This is a genomic window from Streptomyces altiplanensis (assembly GCF_053591575.1).
This window is the reverse complement of sequence record NZ_JBSFUB010000067.1, coordinates 22,499-41,707: the sequence shown is the minus strand read 5'-3', so window position 1 is coordinate 41,707 and position 19,209 is coordinate 22,499. Positions and strand designations below refer to the sequence as shown.

Genomic DNA, 19,209 nt, shown 5'->3' with positions numbered 1-19,209 from the left:
ACGATGGGCTTCGCGCCGGCCGCCGAGTCGGCGGCCGGAGACGTACTGATCACCCGGGCCCACTCCTACCGCACCCCGCCGCGCACCGCCCCCGCACCTCGACGCCCAGCGCCTGGACGTGTTCCAGGGCGAGGCGCTCCAGGAAGGCCACGCCCTCCAGCGTCGCCCGGTGCCGGTCCGCCTCGTCCTGCGGCGTACCGGTACGAAAACCGCGCGCCTCGCCGCAGACGAACGGGAACCGCTCGCCCTCACGGCGCAGCGGGTACTCCAGGTACGAAGCCGGACCACGGACGTCCGCCGCCGCGTCCAGGCCGGGCAGGCGGGCCGGGTCCACCGCGGCGAGCGCTTCGCCACCGGTGTTCGAGGCGCCGCCCGGCAGCCACCAGCCGTCGGGGTGGCGGTGGCTGTAGAGGGCGCCCGCCGGGTCGGTGACCAGCTCTCGGGTGACGCCCTTGAGCACGTACGTCGTCCCCAGTACGCCCACGAACTGTCCCGGCTCCACGGCGCCCGTGGCGATCTGGCCCGCGCACCCGTCCGTCATGCCGAGGCGGACCCGGCAGCCGGCGGGCAGGCCGGTCTCGGCCGCCGCCCGCGCCGAGACCGTGCCGGCCTCCGTGCCGGGGGCCCGCACGGCGGGCAGGAGGCCGGAGGGGACGCCGAAGGCGTCGAACACCTCGGTGGCCCACTCGCCCGCGCGCGGGTCGTAGCCGGTCTTGAGCGCGTGGCTCCAGTCGGTGGCCACCGGGTGCCCGGTCAGCCGGCGGCCGAGCAGGTCCGGGGTGTGCAGGAGGAGCCGGCCGGGGCGGGAGCGGTTCGCGTACCAGACGAGCTTCCCGAGCGCGGCCGTCGGGCCGACGGTCAGGCCCAGGGCCCGCCACCGCGGCGCGCCCAGCCCCTGCGCCTTGGCGTTGAGGCCGGCGGCCCGCCGGTCGTCGTACATCAGGGCCGGGCCCACGGGCTCCCCGTCCGCGTCCGCCAGGACCAGCGTCCCGGAGGTGGCGGACACGGCCACCGCCAGGACCTCCCGGCCGCCGCCGGGCAGCGCGGCCGTGGCCTGCCGCAGGGCGGCGGCGGTCGCGGGCCACCAGGCGCGGGCGTCCTGCTCGCTGTGGCCGCCCGCACCGCGTACCGGCTGGGGCAGCGGAGCCCGCCCCTCGGCGAGGACCCGTCCCCGGGCGTCGGCGCACACCACTCTCACCGCGGCGGTGGCCACATCGATGCCGGCCACGACGGGGGCGGGGGAGCGGGGTGCGTCGGCGGTGCTGCTCATGGGCGGGCCGGTCCTTTCGGGTACGCGTGCATGCGTGTACGCGGGTGCGGGGTCAGGTGGTGGCGCGGGCGGCGACCGGTTCGGTGGCGGCCTCCTGGAGGGACTTGCCCTGCACGATGGCCTCCTCCGACGCCCTCGGCAGCTTCAGGAAGAGCGTCAGCACGGCGGCCACGACGTACAGGCCGGCGAAGATCAGTACGACGCCGTCCCGGCCCAGCGGGCCGAGGAACAGCGAGACGATCGCGGGCCCCACGAAGGCCGCGCCGCCCGCGCCGAGGTTGAGGAGCGCCATCGCGCCCCCCTTGTTCTCGGGGGCCAGGGACGGCATCAGCGCGGAGATCGGTACGAACCCGGCGAGCGTGGCGCCGTACACCATGCCGACACCGACCGCGACCCAGTAGTTGTCGGTCAGCAGCTTGGGCACGAAGTACAGGGCAAGGACGCTCAGCGCGCAGCCGACCGCGCCGAACCAGCCGATCGTGGTGCGCCAGCCGATCCGGTCGCTGACCACTCCGAAGAGCAGGTTGAAGAAGATGTTGGTGGCGAACATGATCGACAGCAGACGCAGCCAGTCGCCGTCGGTGAAGCCCATCTCGTCGGTGAAGAACGCCGGGAGGATCACCCAGAGGCCGAACTGCGGGGCGGTGTTGATGACGCGCACGACGCAGCCGACGGCGACTTTCGGGTTGGTCCAGGCGATGGACAGGCTGCGGGCCAGCGACTGGACCGGCTTCACCCCGGGTGGCGCGAGCCGGGAGTACCCGGTCCTTTCGCGTACGCCGAGGAGGCAGAAGGCGCCGCCGATCGCGATCAGGGCGAGCGCGACCCACAGCGTGCCGAACTTCCCGAAGAGCGGGTTGGTGACGGACGCGGTGAGCGAGCCGAGTGTGGGCAGTCCGCCGGTGAAGGCGAAGTAGAACCAGCCGACGGCCGCGCCGAGCCGGGCCACCGGGGCGGTGGCCGTGACCCACACGAGGAACGAGAAGGCGAAGAGCGGATAGCCGAAGCCGCGCAGGCCGTAGAAGACCAGCATCAGCGCGTAGTTGTCCTGGGCGGCGCCGAGGGCGAGGAAGAGGATGTCGAAGACGATCCAGATGGCGAGTCCCAGCTGCATCACCCGCCGCGGGCCCCACAGTTCGGACAGGGCGCCCGACAGCCAGGAGGCGAGCATGACCGTGACGCCGTACGCAGTGATCACATAGCTCGCCCGGACCTCGCTGCCGGCGCCGTTGCCCTCGATGAACGGTGCGATGAAGCCGGACTCGATCCCGTCGCCGATCATGAAGATCAGGACACCGACGAAGCCGAAGAGGAGAGGCCGGGGGATGCCGATGCGGTCCCAGACCGTCTCCGTGCGTCCTGCGGCGGGCGGGGTGCGTCCGGCGGGCGGGGTGCGTCCGGCGGGCGGGGTACGTCCGGCGGACGCGGCGGTGCTGCTCATTGCTCGTGCCTCCACAGTGAGGTGCCGATGGGCCCGCGGACGTACAGCCGCGACGGGAATGCATCATGACCCCTGTGAAATTAACACGCAATATTTTAAGAAGCCTTGTCGTCAGCCGGTGGGCGCGACTCGGACGTCCGTACGTTCCTTCAGTGCGGCCAGCAGGTCCCCGTCCACCCCGTCGTCCACCACCAGGTGGTGGAAGTCGTCGAGCGGGCCGAGCCGGTGCAGCGCGGTCCTGGCCAGCTTCGTGCGGTCCATCAGCAGTACCTTGCGGGTGCCCGAGGCCAGCATCGCCCGCTTGACCAGCACCACGTCCTGCTCCTGGTGGTACGTCATCCGGGCGTCCATCGCCGAGGTGGAGACCAGCACCATGTCCACCGAGAGCGCCTCTATGGCCTCCAGGCAGGGCACGCCCAGGAAGGAGTCGTGGGGGTGCGAGTACTCCCCGCCCAGCGAGATCAGGCGTATGTCCTCCCGGCCGACGAACAGGTCGATGACCCGCCGGGCATTGGTCACCACGGTCAGCGGGGCGTGGTCCACCAGCAGCCGGGCCAGCGCGAGCGCGGTCGTGGAGTCGTCCAGCATCACCGACATGCCTGGCTCGACCAGGTCGGCGGCGGTCCTCGCGATGGCCTCCTTCTCGGCCGTGTTGACGCCGAGCCGGTAGTCGAGATTCGACTCGAAGACCGTCGACGGCAGCGCGGAGACCCCGCCCCGGAAACGGCGCAGCACCCCGCGCCTGGCCAGCTCGTCCAGGTCCCGGTGCACCGTCATCAGGCTCACGCGGGTGAGCTCCGCGAGCTCGGCCCCGCTCGCCGTCCCGTGTTCCAGTACGTGCTCGGTGATGATCTGCCTGCGGGCTTCGGCGCCGGTCGTCGTCATGTGTCCAAGTTTCGCGTACCACCGGGCAGGGGCGCCCAGGTGGGGACGTTGAGCGACCGCAGGGCGGTGTGGGTGTCCGTCACCTCGATCTCGGTCACGGCCGCGTTGTCCAGCCGGGGGAACACCAGGCGGTAGCGGCCGACCGGGATGGAGAGCATCGCGCACAGCGCCATGCGCAGCAGCGTGTTGTGCGCCACCACCAGGACCGTGCCGCCCGGGTGCTTGCGTGCGAGGCCGCGCAGCGCGACCGAGGCGCGGGCCGCGGCCTCGGACGGCGGCTCCGATCCGGCGAAGGCGCCGAGCTCGGCGTCCTCGAGGAAGCGCCGTACGGCCTCGGGGTCCTCGGCCGCCATCTCCGCGATGGTGCGGCCCTCTCCCCAGCCGAAGTCCACTTCGCGCAGCCCCTCGACGACCTCCGGCTCCACACCGAGAACCTCGGCGGCCGGCCGGGCGGTCAGCCGGGCGCGGCTGACCGGCGAGCAGGCCACGGCGTCGACGCCGCGCCGCTTCGCCCAGTTCCCGAGCTCCTCCGCCTGCCGCAGCCCCTTCTCGGTCAGCGCGACGTCGGAGATGCCGGCGTACCGGTTCTCCGCGTGCCATTCGGTCTCTCCGTGCCGTACGAGCAGCAGTCGGGACGTCATCGGAATCTCTCCCTCGCGAGCGGCCGGCGCGGACCGGGGCCGTGCCGGTGGAGCATTGCTTCTTCAAAGCAATGATGTTAAATCTATCAGCGCCAGTGTTAGTTGCGCTGCGGCACTGCTGGAGCCCGGCGCCACCGCGACCCCCGAGAAGGGCCCGCCCCATGCGCATCCTCGCCGCCGGCGATCATTTCGTACGCCCCGACCTCCTGTGCGCCGCCCTGCGCGAGGAGCTCGGATCCGCCCCGGAGATCACCGAACTCACCCTGCCCTGGCCGCACGAGCCCTTCGGCCCGGTCGGGGACGTCCAGGAGGCGAGCGGCACGGAGGAACAGATGGCCGAGGCGCTGGACGGCGCCGAGATCTGCGTGACCCAGATGGCGCCCTTCACCGAGAAGGTCTTCACGGCCTGCCCGGACCTGCGCATGGTCGCCGTCTCCCGCGGCGGCCCGGTCAACGTCGACCTCGCCGCCGCCACCCGCCACGGCGTCGCCGTCTCCTTCGCCCCCGGCCGCAACGCCCCCGCCGCCGCCGAGTTCGCCATCGGCCTGATGCTCACCGCCATGCGCCGCATCACCACCGCCGACGCCGAACTCAAGCACGGAAAGTGGCGCGGCGACTTCTACGCGTACGACGAGGGGGGCATCGAACTCGACGGCGCCACCGTCGGGCTCGTCGGCTACGGCGCCATCGGCCGCATCGTCGCCCGCGTCCTGCGCGCCTTCGGCTCCCACGTCCTGGTCGCCGACCCCTACACCGACCCGGCGGCCGCCCGCGCGGAGGGCGTGGAACCGGTCGAGCTCGACGAACTCCTGCGCCGCAGCAGCGTGGTGAGCCTGCACGCCCGCCTCACCCCCGAGACCCACCACCTCATCGACGCCGCCAAACTCGGCCTGCTCCCCGAAGGCGCGGTGCTGGTCAACTCCGCCCGCGGCGGCCTCCTCGACTACGCCCCACTGCCGGAGCTGCTGAGGAGCGGCCGCCTCGGCGCTCTCGCCCTCGACGTCTACGACATCGAACCGCCGCCCGCCGACTGGCCGTTGCACGACGCCCCGAACGTCGTCACCGCCCCGCACCTGGCCGGCGCCACCCGGCAGACCGCGCACCGCGCCGCCGCCATCACCGCCGCAGAGGCCGGCCGCTTCGTACGCGGAGAGAAGCTCGCCCACCCGGCCAATCCCGAGGTCCAGGAGGCCGCGCGCCCATGAGCGTGATCATCGGCGTCGACATCGGCACCTCCGTCACCAAAGCCGTCGCCTTCGACAGCGAGAACACCCCACTGGCCTCGGCTGCCCGCCGCAGCAGCGTGGTGCGCCTGTCCGGCGGCCGCGTCGAGCAGGACCTCGACGACGTCGTCCGTACGGTCACCGAAGTCGTACGGGAAACCGCCGCCGCACTCGCCGGACCGCCCGCCGCGCTCGCCCTCACCGGCCAGGGCGACGGGCTGTGGCTGCGCGACGCGGACGGCCGCGCGGTCCGGCCCGCCATCTCCTGGATGGACGGCCGCGCCTCGGACCTCGTCGCGCGCTGGCTGGAGAACGGCACGGTCCAGGAGGTGTACGGGCACACCGGCTCCGGCATGTTCCCCGGCTGCCACGCCCCGCTCCTCGCCCACCTCCGGGAACACGAACCGCAGACCCTCCGCCGCGCGGCCACCGCCGGTTACTGCGTGGACGCCGTCGCCCAGCGCCTCACCGGCCGCGTCAGCGTGGACGCCTCCGACGCCACCCTGCCCTTCCTCGACCCGGTGAGCCGCACGTACGCGCCCAAGGCGCTCGCCGCCTGCGGACTGGAGGACCAGGCGCACCTGCTGCCCGCCCCCGCCGCGCCCGGAACCGTCCTGGCCCTCGACGCCCACGGCGCCGGTCTGCTGGGGCTGCCCGCCGGGCTGCCGCTCACCGCGGGGCCGTACGACCTGCCGGCCTGCGCGACAGGCAGCGGCGTACGCGACGTGGGCGACGGACTGCTGATCGTCGGCACCACCCTCGCCTGCCAGGTCCTCACCGACCACGTCCGGACGGACGGCTCCGCCGAACCGGCCGGCATGTGGCTCTGCACCCCGGATCCCGGCCGCTGGCTGCGGGCGATGCCCGCGATGGTCGGCACCGCCGCCCTCGAATGGTTCCTCGCCCTCACCGGCGCCACCACGGCCGACCTCGACCGGCTGCTCGCCGACAGCCCGCCGGGTGCGAAGGGCGTCACCGCGCTTCCGTTCCTCTCCGACGCGGGCGAGCGCGCCCCCTTCGTGGACCCGGCGGCCAGGGGCCGCTTCGACGGACTCACGCTCGCGCACACCCGCGCCGACGCCGTACGTGCCATGTGCGAGGCCATCGGTTACGCCGCCCGCCACTGCCTGGAGGCCGCCGGTCTCACCGGCACCCTCGCGGCCTGCGGCGGCGGCACCCGCTCCGGCCCGTGGGCGCGCCTCTTCGCCGACATCCTGGGGCGTCCGGTCCGCATCCCGCAGGAGAACGAGGTGGGCGCGCTCGGCGCCGTACGGGTGGCACGCCGCTTCCTCGGCGAAGGCCCGGAGACGAAGCCGCAGTCGTTTCGCACCGTGGAGCCGCGCCGGGCGTCACGCGCCGTGTACGAGGACGGCTACGCCGCCTACCGCTCCGCGCTCGACGGGGCACGCGCCCAGTGGGGCGAGGCGGCCCCGCACGCGCACCGGCCCGGGGCCCGGCCGGCCCGGTGACCGGGAACGCCGTCACCGTCACGCTCCCGCCCGGCGGAGGCCGGTGACCGGGGCCGGTCCGCGCAGTCGGCGCCGGCGCGGTCAGCGGCCCGGCGGCGACGGCGGACGGCTGTCCCGCAGGTACTGGGCGAGCCGGTCGAGGAAGACGCGCTGGCCGGTCACGAGCCGGTCGTGGGCGCTCTCGGGCGTGCACCACGCGGCCCGGTCGATCTCGGGGAACTCGCGCCGGACACCGGACCCCCTCGGCCACTCCATGGTGAACGTCCCGAAGACCGCCAGGGCGGGGTCGAGGTCCGCCTCGATCGCCCAGACCGTGACGATCTTGCCGCTCGCCTGGCGGGACTCTCCGAGAGGCACCAGTTCACCGTCGGGCACCGGCAGGCCGAGCTCCTCCGTGAACTCCCGGCGAGCGGCCGCCTCGGGCGTCTCGTCCGGTTCGTACTCGCCCTTGGGGATCGACCAGGCCCCGGTGTCACGGCCGCTCCAGAACGGGCCGCCCATGTGACCGATGAGCACCTCGACCCCCGTTCCCGAGGGCCGGAACAGGAGGAGCCCCGCGCTTCGCTTGCCCGACATGCCGTCAAGTCTGCGTGCCGGGGCGGTGCGACGCCAACGGGAAAGGCCGGTCCCCGGGCGGGCGGGTCCGTTGGTGTGCGCGGCACCGCGTTCCGGCTGTTCAGGTGGGCTTGTGGGGTACACGGGGGGCATGAGCGAAGTGGTGCAGGCAGGAATGTGGGGGCTGGTGGCCGGGTCGGCTCTTCTGCTCGGAGCGGTGTTCGGGTACGGGGTGCGGGTCCCGCAGTGGGTGGTGGCGTCGGTCATGGCGTTCGGCGCGGGGGTGCTTCTGTCCGCGGTGTCCTTCGAGCTGGTCCAGGAGGCCTACGACCAGGCAGGGCTGGTCCCGGCGGCGCTCGGGACGGTGGGCGGGGCGGTGGCCTACACGGCGGGAAACGTGTGGCTGGCGCGCCGGGGTGCCCGGCACCGCAAGCGGTCCGGGCACCGGCGGTCTCAGCCGTCGGAGTCCCAGCAGGCCGGTTCCGGCCTGGCCCTGGCGCTGGGCGCCCTGCTGGACGGTGTGCCGGAGTCGGCGGTGATCGGCGTCAGCCTGGTCGACGGCGGGGCCGTCAGCGTGGTGACGGTGGCAGCGGTGTTCATCAGCAACGTGCCCGAGGGCCTTTCGAGTTCTGCGGGGATGCGCAAGGCCGGCCGCGGCAAGAAGTACGTCTTCGGCATCTGGGGCGCGATCGCCGCCGCCAGCACGGTCTCCGCGGTGCTCGGCTACGCCGTGGTCGGCGGGCTGCCGACCGGTGTGGTGGCGGCGGTGACGGCAGTGGCGGCCGGCGCGATCCTGGCGATGATCGCCGACACCATGATCCCGGAGGCCTTCGAGGACGCCCATCTGGCGATCGGCCTGATCACCGTCAGCGGGTTCCTGGTGTCCTTCGCGCTGTCCCACGCATGACGGGATCCGGGCCACCGGCCCCTGCGCCCTCGTCCTTTCACCCCCCGGACGGCCGTCCGCCGTCACGCCACGCGGCGGTGTGCTCCGGGGGCAGTGGTGTGAAGCGGATGGTGTCGTGGGAGGACAGCGGTCCCGTCTCGTAGAGCAGGCCGACGGCGGAAGCACCCGTCTGCACCAGGTCCGAGTAGCCGGCCGGGTCCTTCGAGACCGACCACACCGGCCGCCACGACCGTCCGCCGTCGTCGCTGGCACGCACCTGCATCCGGAGCCGCCTGTCCGGGTGGGACGGCCCGGAGTACAGCAACGGCCCCTTCTTCCACGGCCGGCCAAAGACCTGAAGCACGCTGCCCTGGACCGTCGGCCCCGTCAGCCGGGGCTGCGGCCGGAAGGGAACGGACAGGGTGAGACCGCCGTCGGCGCTGTAGGCGTCCGCACGGGTTCCCTCGGCCGTCCGGTCGTGGTCGCGGGCGTTGATGTAGACCGTGCCGTCCGGGAGCTCGGCCAGCGTGCTCTCGTTGAGCGAGAGCGGGCCGCTGACCGACCCGCTCACGTACCCGATGCGCCAGGTGTGCCCGCCGTCGTCGCTGTAGAGCGAGTGCGCGCCGCTGAGTCCTGTCGTGCCCGAACTGTGGTTCGCGGGCACCAGCAGCCGGCCCCGGTGGCTTCCGTGCCGCAGGGCGACCGCATGGCCGGGGCCGACGGCGTACCAGCGCCAGTCCGCGGACTTGACCGATCCGGTGATGTCCCGTTGCGCGGACCAGGTCCTGCCGCCGTCGGTACTCCGCTGGACGTACACGCGGCGCACCGAGGCGGCGGCCTTCCCGGACATCACCTGCCGCTTCGTGACACCGCCGATCGTCCGGCAGGTCAGCAGCACGATGTCTCCGGTACGGGGGTCGATCACCGGAACGGGGTTGCCGACCGTGTCCTTCCCGGCGTCGGCGACCAACTGCATCGGCTGCCAGGTGCATCCGCCGTCGAGTGAGCGCCGCAGGACCAGATCGATGTCGCCGTCGTCGGCGGAGGAGTTCCGCCGGCCCTCGGCGAAGGCGAGCAGCGCACCGCCGGGCACGTGGAGCGCGGCCGGGATGCGGAAGGTGTGGTATCCGGACGCCCCCGACCGGTAGGGCACGGAAGCGGCGCACGGCTCCGGTGGCTCGTGTGCCGCGGGCGCCGGAGCCCGGGTGACTCCCAGCCCGGCGACCAGTGTCAGCAGAAGGGCCAGTCGCCGACTGGCAGTGGCACGGAGTCTCATCGCGTCTCTCGTCCGGTGTGGTGTTCCAGGCTTCATCCCGCCCGCCGGAAGGAACGTAACGGCAGGAAACGCCTGTGCCCGCGAGCGCCACGCCCGCGGAAGGAGGTGGCCGGACAGTCCGGTGGCGGCGGACGCGGCGGCGGGGCCACGACGCAGCCCGGGACGTCAGCGGCGGCGGGGGAGGCGGTGCAGGCGGACCTCGCTCAGCCGTCCGTCCTCGACGACGGCGGTCATGCAGGTGCAGTGGGGCTGTCGCCGCCGGTCGGTCGGTGAGCCCGGGTTCAGCAGCCGCAGCCCGCCGGGAGCGGTCGTGTCCCACGGAATGTGGCTGTGGCCGAAGACCAGGACGTCCAGATCGGGGAAGCGCTCCGCGCACCTGAGCTCCCGCCCCCGGGCGGCTCCGGTCTCGTGCACGACGCCGAAGCGCAGCCCGCCGAGCTCGGCCCGCGCCACCTCGGGCAACCGTGCCCGCAGCTCGGGACCGTCGTTGTTGCCGTACACCCCGATGAGGAGCCGTGCGTGCGCGTCGAGCAGGTCGAGGGCGGCCGTGTCCACCCAGTCGCCGGCATGGATCACGACGTCGGCTTCCTGCGCCCGCGCGAGGAGCTCGGCGGGCAGCTCCCGGGCGCGTGTGGGCAGATGGGTGTCGGAGGTCAGCAGCAGGCGCACGTACACCACCGTAGGCGCGTCGGCCGTCCCCGGCGCGGATGCCGGCGCGGGCGCTCGTACACCGGCTTCCTGCGATCGGGTGACCGTCCGTCAAGACGAGTGCGGGACACGGGAAAATGACTCGCCTCTCCCGCCTCGGGAGTGCGAAGCTGATGCGCGTCGAAGGGGCGTAGCTCAGAGGCCAGAGCGCCGGTCTCCAAAACCGGATGCCGCAGGTTCGACCCCTGCCGCCCCTGCCACCGGCACGTGGCCCACGGACTCCGGACGTGGGCCACGGAAGCCTCCCCTCCCCCCGCCCGCGGCGCACGGACGTGCCGACGCGGCTCGCTTCGCCCTTCACCGGGCTCCTTGGGAGACACCGCCTCTGGCCTGCGCGGATAGCGGTGGGTGACCGTTCGGAATGCGCCGGTGCGCGCGTCCTGCTTCGCTAGTGCCGCCCGCTCTTCCCTTCACCCGAGGAGTGATCATGAGCGTTGCAGGTGAGTCCGGCGGTCGTGCCCAGCAGCTGCGTCAGATGGCGCAGGAAGTGGAGCAGGCCGCGGAGCGTGCCACTGACCCGGAGCAGCGTCAGCGGCTGAAGGACAAGGCCCGCCGCCTCAAGGAACAGAGCGAGCAGGCGAGCAGCATGGGCGGCGGGGACATCTACCCCCCGCAGTAGCGCCCTTGCGTGAACACCGGCCGGTGGCTGCCCCCACGCTCCAGGCGTGCGCGAGGCCACCGGCCGGTCACGTTGTGGGGCCGCCGGCCACGAAGCACCCAGCGGGAGTTGCCCGAAAGCGCACGCGCTCATTTGGCACCTGCTGATCTTTCTTTGCCTGTGCAGGACGCGGCAATGACCGGCCCGGCAGTGACCGGTGACGACCTGGTGCGGGTGCTCGCGACGCTCTCCGACCCGCACCGGCTGCGGGTCGCCGCCGCCCTCGCAGGCGGGCGCAACTACATCACCGCTACGTCAGCAGACTCGCGCGCGAGCTGGGTACCGGCCGTGCGCTTCTTCAGGTCCGTCTGACTCCGGAGGGCATCGTCACCGCGGTACGGCCACTGAGCGACGAGAAGGGCCCCTCCAGGGACGGCGGGGCAGGAGCCGGGCAGGAGAGCCGTCCCCGTAGACACCACAGAGATCCGGCACACCACGCGATCTGGGACGTCGAGCGGCAACTCGACGTCCCAGCAAGGGAAAAAAGCCGCATCGACCCGCCTGCGGGCGAGCCTTCACCGGAACGCTTCCCCACGCGGAGGAGAGCAGCTCGCGCCGGCCAAAATCAAGCCGGTCCCGGCGTCCGTCCGCCACGGCATCGCCGTCCTCCGGCTCCCTGTCTTCGTGACGCTGCCCGCCATCGAGTACGAGATGCCGGGTACGGGAATGGCCGTGGCCGTCCTCGTCGGCGCGACCGTCGTACGAGGCGTACTGCTGCCGGCCGCGGGCCGAACCGTTCCATTCCGCAGTCCGGGCCGCGCCGGGCCCGGACGGGACCATGGACGGCGGGCCCGCCGTCGTCCATGACGGCGGGCCGGTGGCGGCTACTCCGCCGGCCGCTTGGCGTGCCTGCGGCGCCTGGCCACTACGCAAACCGCGGTCAGAGCGGCGGCTCCGGCTGTCAGGCCGAGGCCGTACGCGGTCTCGGCGCCGCCGCTGCCACCCGCGGTACCGCCGGTGCCGGCGTCGACCCCACGGGTCGGGGTCGGGACCGCGGTCACCTGCCCGGGCGCCGTGGGAGAAAGGGACGCGGTGGGAGGAAGGGACGCGGTGGGAGGAAGCGGCGCGGCGGTGGCCGTGCCGACGCTGTCCCTGCTGGGCAGGGCCTCGCAGGCTATGCCGTCGTCCGGCCCCTGGTCCTCGTCCAGACGGTTCGGATCACTCGGGTCCCGGTCGAACTCGGCCTGTGCCTCTTCCTGGAAAGCGAAGTCGCGACAGTCGAGGTCGACCTGTGCCTGCGAAACGCCGGACAGCTGTACGGAGGCGGCGACAGCCAGTACCAGGGCGGCCGCAGCTGTGCGAAGGTTCATTTCTCGACCGTAAGTACGGTGATGTTGGTTGGCCAGGGCAGGGATCTTCCACAGCCGGGAGCCGGCGGCCGGGAGACGGACGGGAGACGGGCAGCAGTCGCCGATCGCCCCGAGTAAGTGATCACCACGTCGACGTGGCGGGGCGGGCGGGTGACCGGGCGGGCGGGTGACCGGGCGGGCCCCGGGCCATGATGCGATCCGCATGGCTCCGGGCAGCAGGGGAACGGGACACCGGTACTTCACTGCGAGACCCGGGGAGCTGACGGACGATGGAGCTCAGGGACCGGACCGCCGGGCCATGGGGCGGCCGCACACCGTACGGGCCGGATGAGGCATGGCCGGCCAGGTGGACCGGGGCGGCACCCGGTACGGACAGGCAGTCCCGGAGCGGCCCCGGCTGCTCCGGAAGTCATGGCCTCGCCCCGTACCTGCCGCACGTCATCAGCCGACCGACCGCGGACGGCCTCCGCCCGCCACCACTGCCGCCGCCGAGGCGCCCGGATGAACAAGGGAGCAGCAGGGATGCCGGAACGTCCTCTCGAGACGCCCGCCCCGGGCCGGGCGGTCCAGAGCGCCCCGGACGGCCGTACCACCGTCGTGGTGATCACCAAGGACCGCCGCGCCGAGCTTCTCCGGACACTGGGGATGCTGCGCGAGCTGCCGGAGCGGCCGCTGGTGATCGTCACGGACAACGCGTCGGACGACGGCACGGCCGAAGCCGTCGACCGGCGGTTCCCCGAAGTCGTGCTGCTGCGGCCGGGGCGCAATCTGGGCGCGCTGGGCCGCAATCTGGCGGTGCGCCACGTGCGTACTCCCTATGTCGCCTTCTGCGACGACGACACGTGGTGGGAACCGGGATCGCTGCGGCACGCGGCAGACGTCCTCGACGCACGGCCGCTCCTGGCCGCGGTCACGGCCAGGATCGTCGTCGAGCCGTCGGGCGAGGAAGACCCCATCGTCGCCGACCTGCGCGATTCACCGCTGTCCGGCCCCGAATGGCTGCCGGGGCCCGCCCTGGGCTCGTTCCTCGCCGCCGCGACCGTGATGCGTACGGACGCCTTCCGCGCGGGGGGCGGATTCCACCCGGGCCTGTGGTTCGGCGGCGAAGAGGAACTGCTGGCCACCGACCTGCTGCGGCGGGGCTGGTGGCTGAGTTACGTTCCGGCGCTCACGATCCACCATGCCGCCTCCACGGCGCGGGACAGTACGGCGCGGCGGATCGTGGGGCTGCGCAACACGCTGTGGTTCACCTGGCTGCGCCGTCCGTTGGCCCCGGCCCTGCGCCGCACCGGCTACCTGCTGCGGACAGTCCCGCGTGACGTGGCGTCCCTGCGGGCTTTCGCCCACGCCGCCGCGGGCCTGCCGTGGGTCCTCAGGCAACGCGATCCGGTGCCCCCCGAGCTGGAAGCGCGGCTGGGGGCGCTGGAGGAAGCGCAGCGGGCCTCCACCGCGCGGAAATACGTGGGGTGAGCGCCGACGCATGAGAGCGCCGGGCTGTGAGTGCCGCTCAGTGAGGAATGCGAGAAATGTGGTGTGTTGTGTATCCGGCCGGGTACGCGGAGAAACACGCCGACTCCGAGGGGCGCTTGACCCGCTGCCCTGTGTGCCAGCTTTTCCGGGAACGCTTCCGCAAGAGAGGAATCGACGTATGTCCGACGAAACAGCACGAGGCGACGACGTCTACCAGCCCACGAATTCAGGTGCGGACGACCGGCCGACCGACGATCTCGACATGGAGAACGCTCTCGGAGAGCGGGAGGCCGACGAGGTGCAGGTCGAGGGGTACTCCCCGCCCGACCGGCCGATGGCAGCCACCAAGCACGGCACCACGGGCGAGGAGCAGCGAGAGGGCGAGTCCCTCGACCAGCGGCTGGCGGAGGAAGTGCCCGACGTACAGCCGCCGGCGGGCGACCGGATCGATGACCTGCCCGGGGGCGAGGGCGAGCTGTTGGAGGGGGCGGCGCCGCGGCACGACACCGGCGTACCGGGTCAGGACGCCGGCACGGACGGCGCCGTGGGACCGGCCGAGGAGGCCGCGATGCACATCGACTCCCCGGAGGACGACGACGCGCTGTAGCCGGAGAGGCTCGGCGGCGGAGCCCCTCCGGGCCGGGCGGACCGGACGGATCGGGCGTGTGAGGGATCAGGCGCGCGATCGGTTCCGGCCCCCTGTGATCAAGCGGTACAGCACCAGGAGGATGAGCGATCCGACGATGGCCGCGATCCACGTCGACAGCTCGAAGAAGCCGTCGATGGAGTCGACGCCGAAGATCACCTTGCCGAGCCAGCCGCCCAGCAGCCCGCCGGCTATGCCGATGAGTATGGTGATGATGAAACCCCCGGGGTCCTTGCCCGGCAGCAGTGCCTTGGCGATGAGGCCGGCGAGCAGTCCGATGACGATCCAGGCGATGATGCCCATGGGTATCTCCTCGTCTCGCACGATGTTCTCGTCTGAGCGCGTAGACCTCGGGCGAGTTTTCGTATATGCGGACACCGCGCGGTGGACACCGGCGGGCCGGGTCTCAGGGGCGCGGCGCGGAGGCCAGCCGGTCGCACTCCCGGCAGGCCTCCGCGGGGCCGGGGAGAGGCGGCATCCAGGTGTCCCACGGAGTGGCCGGTTGGTCGAGCGGCGCCGGCTGCATGTTCGTGGTGTCCAGACCGCACAGAGTCCGCCGCTCCGGTGCCCGGCCGCTCGCGTCGGTCTCGGCGGCGTGCAGGACGCCGATGTCTTCCACTGCGCCCATACCGCCGAGGGAGCGTTGAGCGGTGATGGCGACCTCGAATACCGCAGCGTAGCCGTTCACATTTCCACCCTAACCACGTCGGTGGGCGGCTGCCTGCCGACGGTTTCCCGGAGATTTCGCGGGCTCCCGGGCCGGTGTCCGGCATCACGCGCGTGACGGAGCGCCGAGGGCCGGCAGGCCGCTCTCAGGCCCCTTCGAGGGACCGTCCGCCGGTCCTTCCGGCGCCCAGGCGTTCCAGTTCCGCGCGTCCGTCGTCGCAGCACGTGCCGCACACCAGGCGTTGCGCCCCGGCCTGCCCGGGGAGGTTGTACGCCGGCCGCCGGCCGGCCCCGCGCGTACGCAGGTCGAAGCCGCACCGTGCGCACAGCAGGCCCATCGCCGCGGCCTGGATCACGGTCCAGGCGGGCCATTCCGCAGCGAACGAGGAGAGCGTCAGCACGGCCACCCCCGTCTCCCGCGGCTCGCGGTAGGCGAAGGCGAATCCCGGTGCCCGGGCGGGCAGTTCGTCGATCGGCTGCTGGAGCGAGGGCACCCACCGCACCAGCCGTCGCAGCTCGGTGAAGGCGACCCGTACTTCCCGGCCCTCGCGCCACCGCGGCTCACGCCCCCGTGGTGGCCGGAAGGCGGCCACGGTCTCGTGCGGTACGTCGAGGGTGTCCAAGTCCTGCGACAGCCCGGCCGCGCTCTCCGTCCACTCCCCGGCGTCGTGCTCCCGCCACATCGCCAGCCCGCCACCGGTCAGCACGCTCGAGGTCCGTACGGCCCCGACGACGCGGCGCTGAGCCGCCCGCTGGGGTTCTGTCACCGGCTGAGCCATCAGGCCCCGTCCCTTCACCACCGGTCACCGCCGGGGGACGCACAGGAGTACCCACCCTGCCCGCTCAACGAGACCGGACCCGGACGGTTGCTCCGCCAATGGTGGACAGCGCGTTCGCTCGGGCGTTCCCTGGGAAGTGCAGGCGCATCAGCACACGAGGGAGCGCCCAGTGCTCGAAATGATCAACGTTGCGGTCCGTCCCGCCGGGCCCGGCAGCTGCCGGGTGACCGTGGCCGGAGACCTCGATGTCGAGACCGCCCCGGAGGTCCGTGACGCCCTGCACGGTGCGCTGGCCGCGTACGGGCACGTAACCGTGGACCTGTCGGCCCTGCGGTTCTGTGACTGCGCCGGACTGAGCGCGCTGCTGAGCGCCGCCCGTACGGCCAGGGCGGACGACGCCGACCTGGTCCTGTCCGCAGTGCCGGACTTCCTGGCCCGCCTCTTGAGGCTGTCGCACAGTGACGAGGCGTTCACGTGCCGGGAAGAGGCGCTCGGGGACGGCTGACGAGCCGCCGCGTCAGTACGTGCGTGCCGGCCGGCGCCGTGTCCGCTCGCGACCGGGCGGTCCGTCGGGACGCGTCACGCACGGCGGGAGGAGATCCGGCCTCGCGAGCCGTCGCTCAGCACCAGGCCGGAGGGCAGCGGGCGAGCCGGGGACGGCCCGTACAGAACAGTCGCCAGGACGGTGCCGAGGAGGCCGCCGAGGAACTGTGCGCCGATGAAGCCGGGGAGCGACGCGGGGGCGATGCCGGTGAGGGAGTCCGTGAGCGAGCGGCCGACCGTCGCCGCTGGATTCGCGAAGGACCCCGACGAGGTGAACCAGATCGCTGCGGCGATGTACGAGGCCACTGCCACCGGGGCGAGCCGCGCGCGGCCTGTGCGGTCCAGTCCGTACACCAGCAGCACCAGTCCGGCCGTGGCGACCGTTTCGCCGAGCAGCAAGTGGCCGGCGGACCGCACTTGGGTGGACCAGACACCGGGGGGCCTGCCGAACATCGCTTCGGCGAGCAGAGCTCCCGCGACGGCCCCGGTGAGCTGCGCGGTGATGTAGACGCCGGCCTCCCGGCCGCTGAAGCCGGTCCTGTCGCGCCGCCGGGACCACCACGTGAACAGCGTGATCACCGGGTTGAGGTGAGCCCCGGAGACCGGGCTGAACAGGACGATCAGCAGGCCGAGTCCGATCGCCGAGGCCAGTGCGTTGGCCAGGAGCCGGACTCCGGCGTCCTGGCTGAGCCCGGTGGCCTGGATGCCGGAACCGATGACGACGGTCACCAGGGCCGCGGTCCCCACCAGTTCGGCGGCCGCCCGGCGTGGCAGTGCCTTCTCGATGTCCATGGTGCGATTCCTCCCCCGGACGCAGTGTAACGGAAAATATATTCCGTATCTTGGAAATAATGTAGAGCCTCATCCGGGCCGGGCTCCGCACGGGGCTGCTTGTCCTGCAGGGTGACGAGATGCCATTGGCGGCATTCGGGTGGCAGGCGGTCCCGCGCGCAACCGGGCGTCGCCCCGCGGGAGTCCTGTCGGTCAGCGACGACACCCAGGAGGTTCCGATGGACGGCAAGGGCACAGAGGTTTCCGCAGTTCCGGTCAGGACGCCGCAGTGGGCACTCGACCCGTACCGCTTCCCCGGTCTGCAGGACCTCGACCAGCAGGGCGCCGCGGGAGCCGTCGACGGGGCCGGGGACTGCTTCCTGCCCGCCCCGGACCCCCAGCGGCGGCCGTCCTTCACCCCGAGCGCGGCCGACAAGCGCCGCCTGGACCTTCACGCCGCCCTGACCACCAGCGGGATCGCGCCGCTCCCCGGCGACCTCGAAGCCATCCACGCCCTCAGCGCGCTCGACGACATCACCATCAGCGCCGTCCTGCGATGGATCACCAGCGCCTGACCGCTCCCGCCGGCACCGACCGGGGAAAGCCCCCCATCCGCCGGGACGGGCGATCACATACCCTGAACCGGGCGCCGGGCGGCACGATCACACCGGACCGGCACCGCACCACCCCTCTGGCCGGCAACTTCAGGATGGAAACAGCCCATGGGAATGCTGATCGTCATCGGCGCGGGCATCGTAGGCGTAGTAGTCGTCGGCATCGTGGTCGTAGCGGTCCTGAGCCGGCGCAACCGCAATGGCGGCGGCGCGGCGCCCTTCCAGGGGGGTTACCCGCCCCAGCCCCCGCAGTACCCGATGCCGCAGGGGCAGGCGTACCCCCCGGCTCAGCAGGGCCAGGCGTATCCACCGGCCCCGCAGGGCCAGGCGTACCCCCCGGCTCCGCCGAACCGGCCCCCGTACAACCCCAACCCGCAGCCCCAGCAGAGCCCGTACCCCCAGCAGCCTCCCTTCCAGGGGCAGTGAGCGGGTGCGGCCGCTGCGCGGCGGGATTCTCCGGGCACAACGCGCCGTCGTTGTGTCCGGAGTGCTTTATCGGCCCCCGGAGACCCTCAGGACCGTACCGGTGGTGTAGGAGGCGTCGGCCGACAGGAGCCAGGCGACGGCGGCGGCGATCTCCGAGGGCTCGCCGGGCCGTCCGAGCGGGATCCCGGCAGCCGCCTTGGCCGGGCGGTCGGGGTCGCCCATGGCGGCGTGCATCTCGGTGTCGATGATGCCGGGGGCGACGGCGTTGACCCTGATGCCGTCCGGACCGAGTTCCTTGGCGAGACCGATGGTCAGGGCGTCGGTGGCCGCCTTGGTCGCGGCGTAGTGGACGTAGTCGCCGGGGCTGCCGAGGGTGGCTGCCGCCGAGGAGATGTTGACGACGGCGCCGGAACCCGCACCCGCCATGTCCTGGGCGGCACGGCGGCAGCACAGCAGGTAGCCCAGGAGGTTCACCTCCACCACCCGTCGCAGATCCTCGGTGCGGGCGTCGGTGAGCCTGCCGAGCGGGCCGGTCACGCCGGCGTTGTTGACCAGTCCGGTCACCTGCCCGAGTTCGGCCGCGACCGTGTCGAACAGCCGCTCCACGTCCGCCTCGTCGGAGGTGTCGGCCCGTACCGTGACGCAGCGTCCCCCCGCCGCGCGCACGGCGGCTGCGGTCTCCTCGGCGGCCGCGCTGTTGCTGACGTACGCCAGGGCCAGGTCGTGTCCGTCGGCTGCCAGCCGGACGCACGTCGCAGCGCCGATACCTCTGCTGCCGCCTGTGACGATGGTGACGGGACGTGACATGCGCTGACTCCTGTGGTCCTTGGCCAGTGGGGCGTTCGCACCCGAGTTCTACCTCACCTGGTCTGGATGACGCGCCACAGGCGGCGGGGCGGGCCGCCTTCCTCGAAGGAGCGGACCTCGTCGGGTGTCCAGCCGTCGGCCTCGGCGAGCGCCGCCCGCCGGCGC

General features: G+C 72.8%; 22 protein-coding genes, 1 tRNA gene and 1 pseudogene. 11 read left to right on the top strand and 13 right to left on the bottom strand.

Annotated features, from left to right (window positions below; genetic code table 11):
- Positions 1-61: 61 nt before the first annotated feature.
- The 4 genes and pseudogenes from ACWD0Y_RS25355 to ACWD0Y_RS25340 all read right to left on the bottom strand — a co-directional run.
- Positions 62-1,270: pseudogene (locus ACWD0Y_RS25355) on the bottom strand (FGGY-family carbohydrate kinase); the annotation flags it as partial.
- A 52-nt stretch (positions 1,271-1,322) separates the two neighbouring features.
- Entirely contained in the window at positions 1,323-2,711 is a 1,389-nt protein-coding gene (locus ACWD0Y_RS25350) for an MFS transporter (protein WP_450262616.1), read from the bottom strand.
- Between the two features lie 111 nt (positions 2,712-2,822).
- Entirely contained in the window at positions 2,823-3,596 is a 774-nt protein-coding gene (locus ACWD0Y_RS25345; RefSeq protein ID WP_450262615.1) for a DeoR/GlpR family DNA-binding transcription regulator, read from the bottom strand.
- Positions 3,593-4,237: a histidine phosphatase family protein gene (locus ACWD0Y_RS25340; protein WP_450262614.1), complete on the bottom strand. Its 645-nt coding sequence runs from the start codon at positions 4,235-4,237 to the stop codon at positions 3,593-3,595. The genes ACWD0Y_RS25345 and ACWD0Y_RS25340 overlap by 4 nt, the downstream gene beginning before the upstream one ends.
- Positions 4,238-4,398: 161 nt before the next feature.
- Here ACWD0Y_RS25340 and ACWD0Y_RS25335 point away from each other — a divergent pair, with 161 nt between their 5' ends.
- A complete protein-coding gene (locus ACWD0Y_RS25335) occupies positions 4,399-5,442 on the top strand; it encodes a 2-hydroxyacid dehydrogenase (protein ID WP_450262613.1) in 1,044 nt (347 codons plus the stop codon).
- The gene (locus tag ACWD0Y_RS25330) at positions 5,439-6,929 is read left to right on the top strand and encodes an FGGY family carbohydrate kinase (RefSeq protein ID WP_450262611.1); all 1,491 of its coding nucleotides are present in this window, start codon (positions 5,439-5,441) and stop codon (positions 6,927-6,929) included. Before ACWD0Y_RS25335 ends, ACWD0Y_RS25330 begins: the two co-directional genes overlap by 4 nt.
- Before the next feature lie 81 nt (positions 6,930-7,010).
- On the opposite strand, the gene ACWD0Y_RS25325 is transcribed toward ACWD0Y_RS25330, so the two are convergent.
- The gene (locus tag ACWD0Y_RS25325) at positions 7,011-7,505 is read right to left on the bottom strand and encodes an NUDIX domain-containing protein (protein WP_450262610.1); all 495 of its coding nucleotides are present in this window, start codon (positions 7,503-7,505) and stop codon (positions 7,011-7,013) included.
- A gap of 130 nt (positions 7,506-7,635) precedes the next feature.
- Here ACWD0Y_RS25325 and ACWD0Y_RS25320 point away from each other — a divergent pair, with 130 nt between their 5' ends.
- Entirely contained in the window at positions 7,636-8,391 is a 756-nt protein-coding gene (locus ACWD0Y_RS25320) for a ZIP family metal transporter (protein WP_450262609.1), read from the top strand.
- A gap of 37 nt (positions 8,392-8,428) precedes the next feature.
- Here the strand turns inward: ACWD0Y_RS25320 and ACWD0Y_RS25315 are convergent, their stop codons facing one another.
- Both ACWD0Y_RS25315 and ACWD0Y_RS25310 read right to left on the bottom strand, forming a co-directional pair.
- Complete coding sequence (locus ACWD0Y_RS25315) at positions 8,429-9,523, bottom strand: sialidase family protein (protein WP_450262608.1); 1,095 nt, start codon at positions 9,521-9,523, stop codon at positions 8,429-8,431.
- Between the two features lie 288 nt (positions 9,524-9,811).
- Positions 9,812-10,315 carry a metallophosphoesterase family protein gene (locus ACWD0Y_RS25310; RefSeq protein ID WP_450262607.1) on the bottom strand — a complete coding sequence of 168 codons (504 nt, stop codon included), beginning with the start codon at positions 10,313-10,315 and terminating at the stop codon, positions 9,812-9,814.
- 163 nt (positions 10,316-10,478) lie between these two features.
- Between ACWD0Y_RS25310 and ACWD0Y_RS25305 the strand changes: the two genes are divergently transcribed.
- From ACWD0Y_RS25305 to ACWD0Y_RS25295, 3 genes are all read left to right on the top strand, one after another.
- Positions 10,479-10,554 (top strand) — tRNA-Trp (locus tag ACWD0Y_RS25305).
- Positions 10,555-10,781: 227 nt separating this feature from the next.
- The gene (locus ACWD0Y_RS25300; RefSeq protein WP_344494135.1) at positions 10,782-10,973 is read left to right on the top strand and encodes a DUF6381 family protein; all 192 of its coding nucleotides are present in this window, start codon (positions 10,782-10,784) and stop codon (positions 10,971-10,973) included.
- A 174-nt stretch (positions 10,974-11,147) separates the two neighbouring features.
- Positions 11,148-11,324, top strand: coding sequence for a hypothetical protein (locus ACWD0Y_RS25295; protein WP_450262606.1), 177 nt, complete (start codon positions 11,148-11,150; stop codon positions 11,322-11,324).
- Positions 11,325-11,836: 512 nt separating this feature from the next.
- Here ACWD0Y_RS25295 and ACWD0Y_RS25290 read toward each other — a convergent pair.
- Entirely contained in the window at positions 11,837-12,322 is a 486-nt protein-coding gene (locus tag ACWD0Y_RS25290) for an excalibur calcium-binding protein (protein ID WP_450262605.1), read from the bottom strand.
- Positions 12,323-12,844: 522 nt separating this feature from the next.
- Between ACWD0Y_RS25290 and ACWD0Y_RS25285 the strand changes: the two genes are divergently transcribed.
- Both ACWD0Y_RS25285 and ACWD0Y_RS25280 read left to right on the top strand, forming a co-directional pair.
- A complete protein-coding gene (locus ACWD0Y_RS25285) occupies positions 12,845-13,792 on the top strand; it encodes a glycosyltransferase family 2 protein (RefSeq protein ID WP_450262604.1) in 948 nt (315 codons plus the stop codon).
- 178 nt (positions 13,793-13,970) lie between these two features.
- Positions 13,971-14,399, top strand: a complete 429-nt coding sequence (locus tag ACWD0Y_RS25280) for a DUF5709 domain-containing protein (protein WP_450262603.1) — start codon at positions 13,971-13,973, stop codon at positions 14,397-14,399.
- A gap of 66 nt (positions 14,400-14,465) precedes the next feature.
- Here ACWD0Y_RS25280 and ACWD0Y_RS25275 read toward each other — a convergent pair whose 3' ends face one another.
- The 3 genes from ACWD0Y_RS25275 to ACWD0Y_RS25265 all read right to left on the bottom strand — a co-directional run bounded on the left by ACWD0Y_RS25275 (position 14,466) and on the right by ACWD0Y_RS25265 (position 15,883).
- Entirely contained in the window at positions 14,466-14,741 is a 276-nt protein-coding gene (locus ACWD0Y_RS25275; RefSeq protein ID WP_450262602.1) for a GlsB/YeaQ/YmgE family stress response membrane protein, read from the bottom strand.
- 103 nt (positions 14,742-14,844) lie between these two features.
- A complete protein-coding gene (locus tag ACWD0Y_RS25270) occupies positions 14,845-15,126 on the bottom strand; it encodes a hypothetical protein (protein WP_450262601.1) in 282 nt (93 codons plus the stop codon).
- A 124-nt stretch (positions 15,127-15,250) separates the two neighbouring features.
- Complete coding sequence (locus tag ACWD0Y_RS25265; RefSeq protein ID WP_450262600.1) at positions 15,251-15,883, bottom strand: hypothetical protein; 633 nt, start codon at positions 15,881-15,883, stop codon at positions 15,251-15,253.
- Between the two features lie 178 nt (positions 15,884-16,061).
- On the opposite strand from ACWD0Y_RS25265, the gene ACWD0Y_RS25260 reads away from it, so the two are divergent.
- On the top strand, positions 16,062-16,388 hold the full coding sequence (locus ACWD0Y_RS25260) for an STAS domain-containing protein (protein ID WP_450262599.1): 327 nt from the start codon (positions 16,062-16,064) through the stop codon (positions 16,386-16,388).
- Positions 16,389-16,462: 74 nt separating this feature from the next.
- On the opposite strand, the gene ACWD0Y_RS25255 is transcribed toward ACWD0Y_RS25260, so the two are convergent.
- The gene (locus tag ACWD0Y_RS25255; RefSeq protein WP_450262598.1) at positions 16,463-17,218 is read right to left on the bottom strand and encodes an aquaporin; all 756 of its coding nucleotides are present in this window, start codon (positions 17,216-17,218) and stop codon (positions 16,463-16,465) included.
- Positions 17,219-17,337: 119 nt separating this feature from the next.
- On the opposite strand from ACWD0Y_RS25255, the gene ACWD0Y_RS25250 reads away from it, so the two are divergent.
- Together ACWD0Y_RS25250 and ACWD0Y_RS25245 are read left to right on the top strand one after the other, a co-directional pair.
- Positions 17,338-17,772, top strand: a complete 435-nt coding sequence (locus ACWD0Y_RS25250) for a hypothetical protein (protein ID WP_450262597.1) — start codon at positions 17,338-17,340, stop codon at positions 17,770-17,772.
- A gap of 147 nt (positions 17,773-17,919) precedes the next feature.
- Complete coding sequence (locus tag ACWD0Y_RS25245) at positions 17,920-18,237, top strand: hypothetical protein (protein ID WP_450262596.1); 318 nt, start codon at positions 17,920-17,922, stop codon at positions 18,235-18,237.
- Positions 18,238-18,303: 66 nt separating this feature from the next.
- Here the strand turns inward: ACWD0Y_RS25245 and ACWD0Y_RS25240 are convergent, their stop codons facing one another.
- Complete coding sequence (locus ACWD0Y_RS25240; protein ID WP_450262595.1) at positions 18,304-19,044, bottom strand: SDR family NAD(P)-dependent oxidoreductase; 741 nt, start codon at positions 19,042-19,044, stop codon at positions 18,304-18,306.
- Positions 19,045-19,209 lie beyond the last annotated feature (165 nt).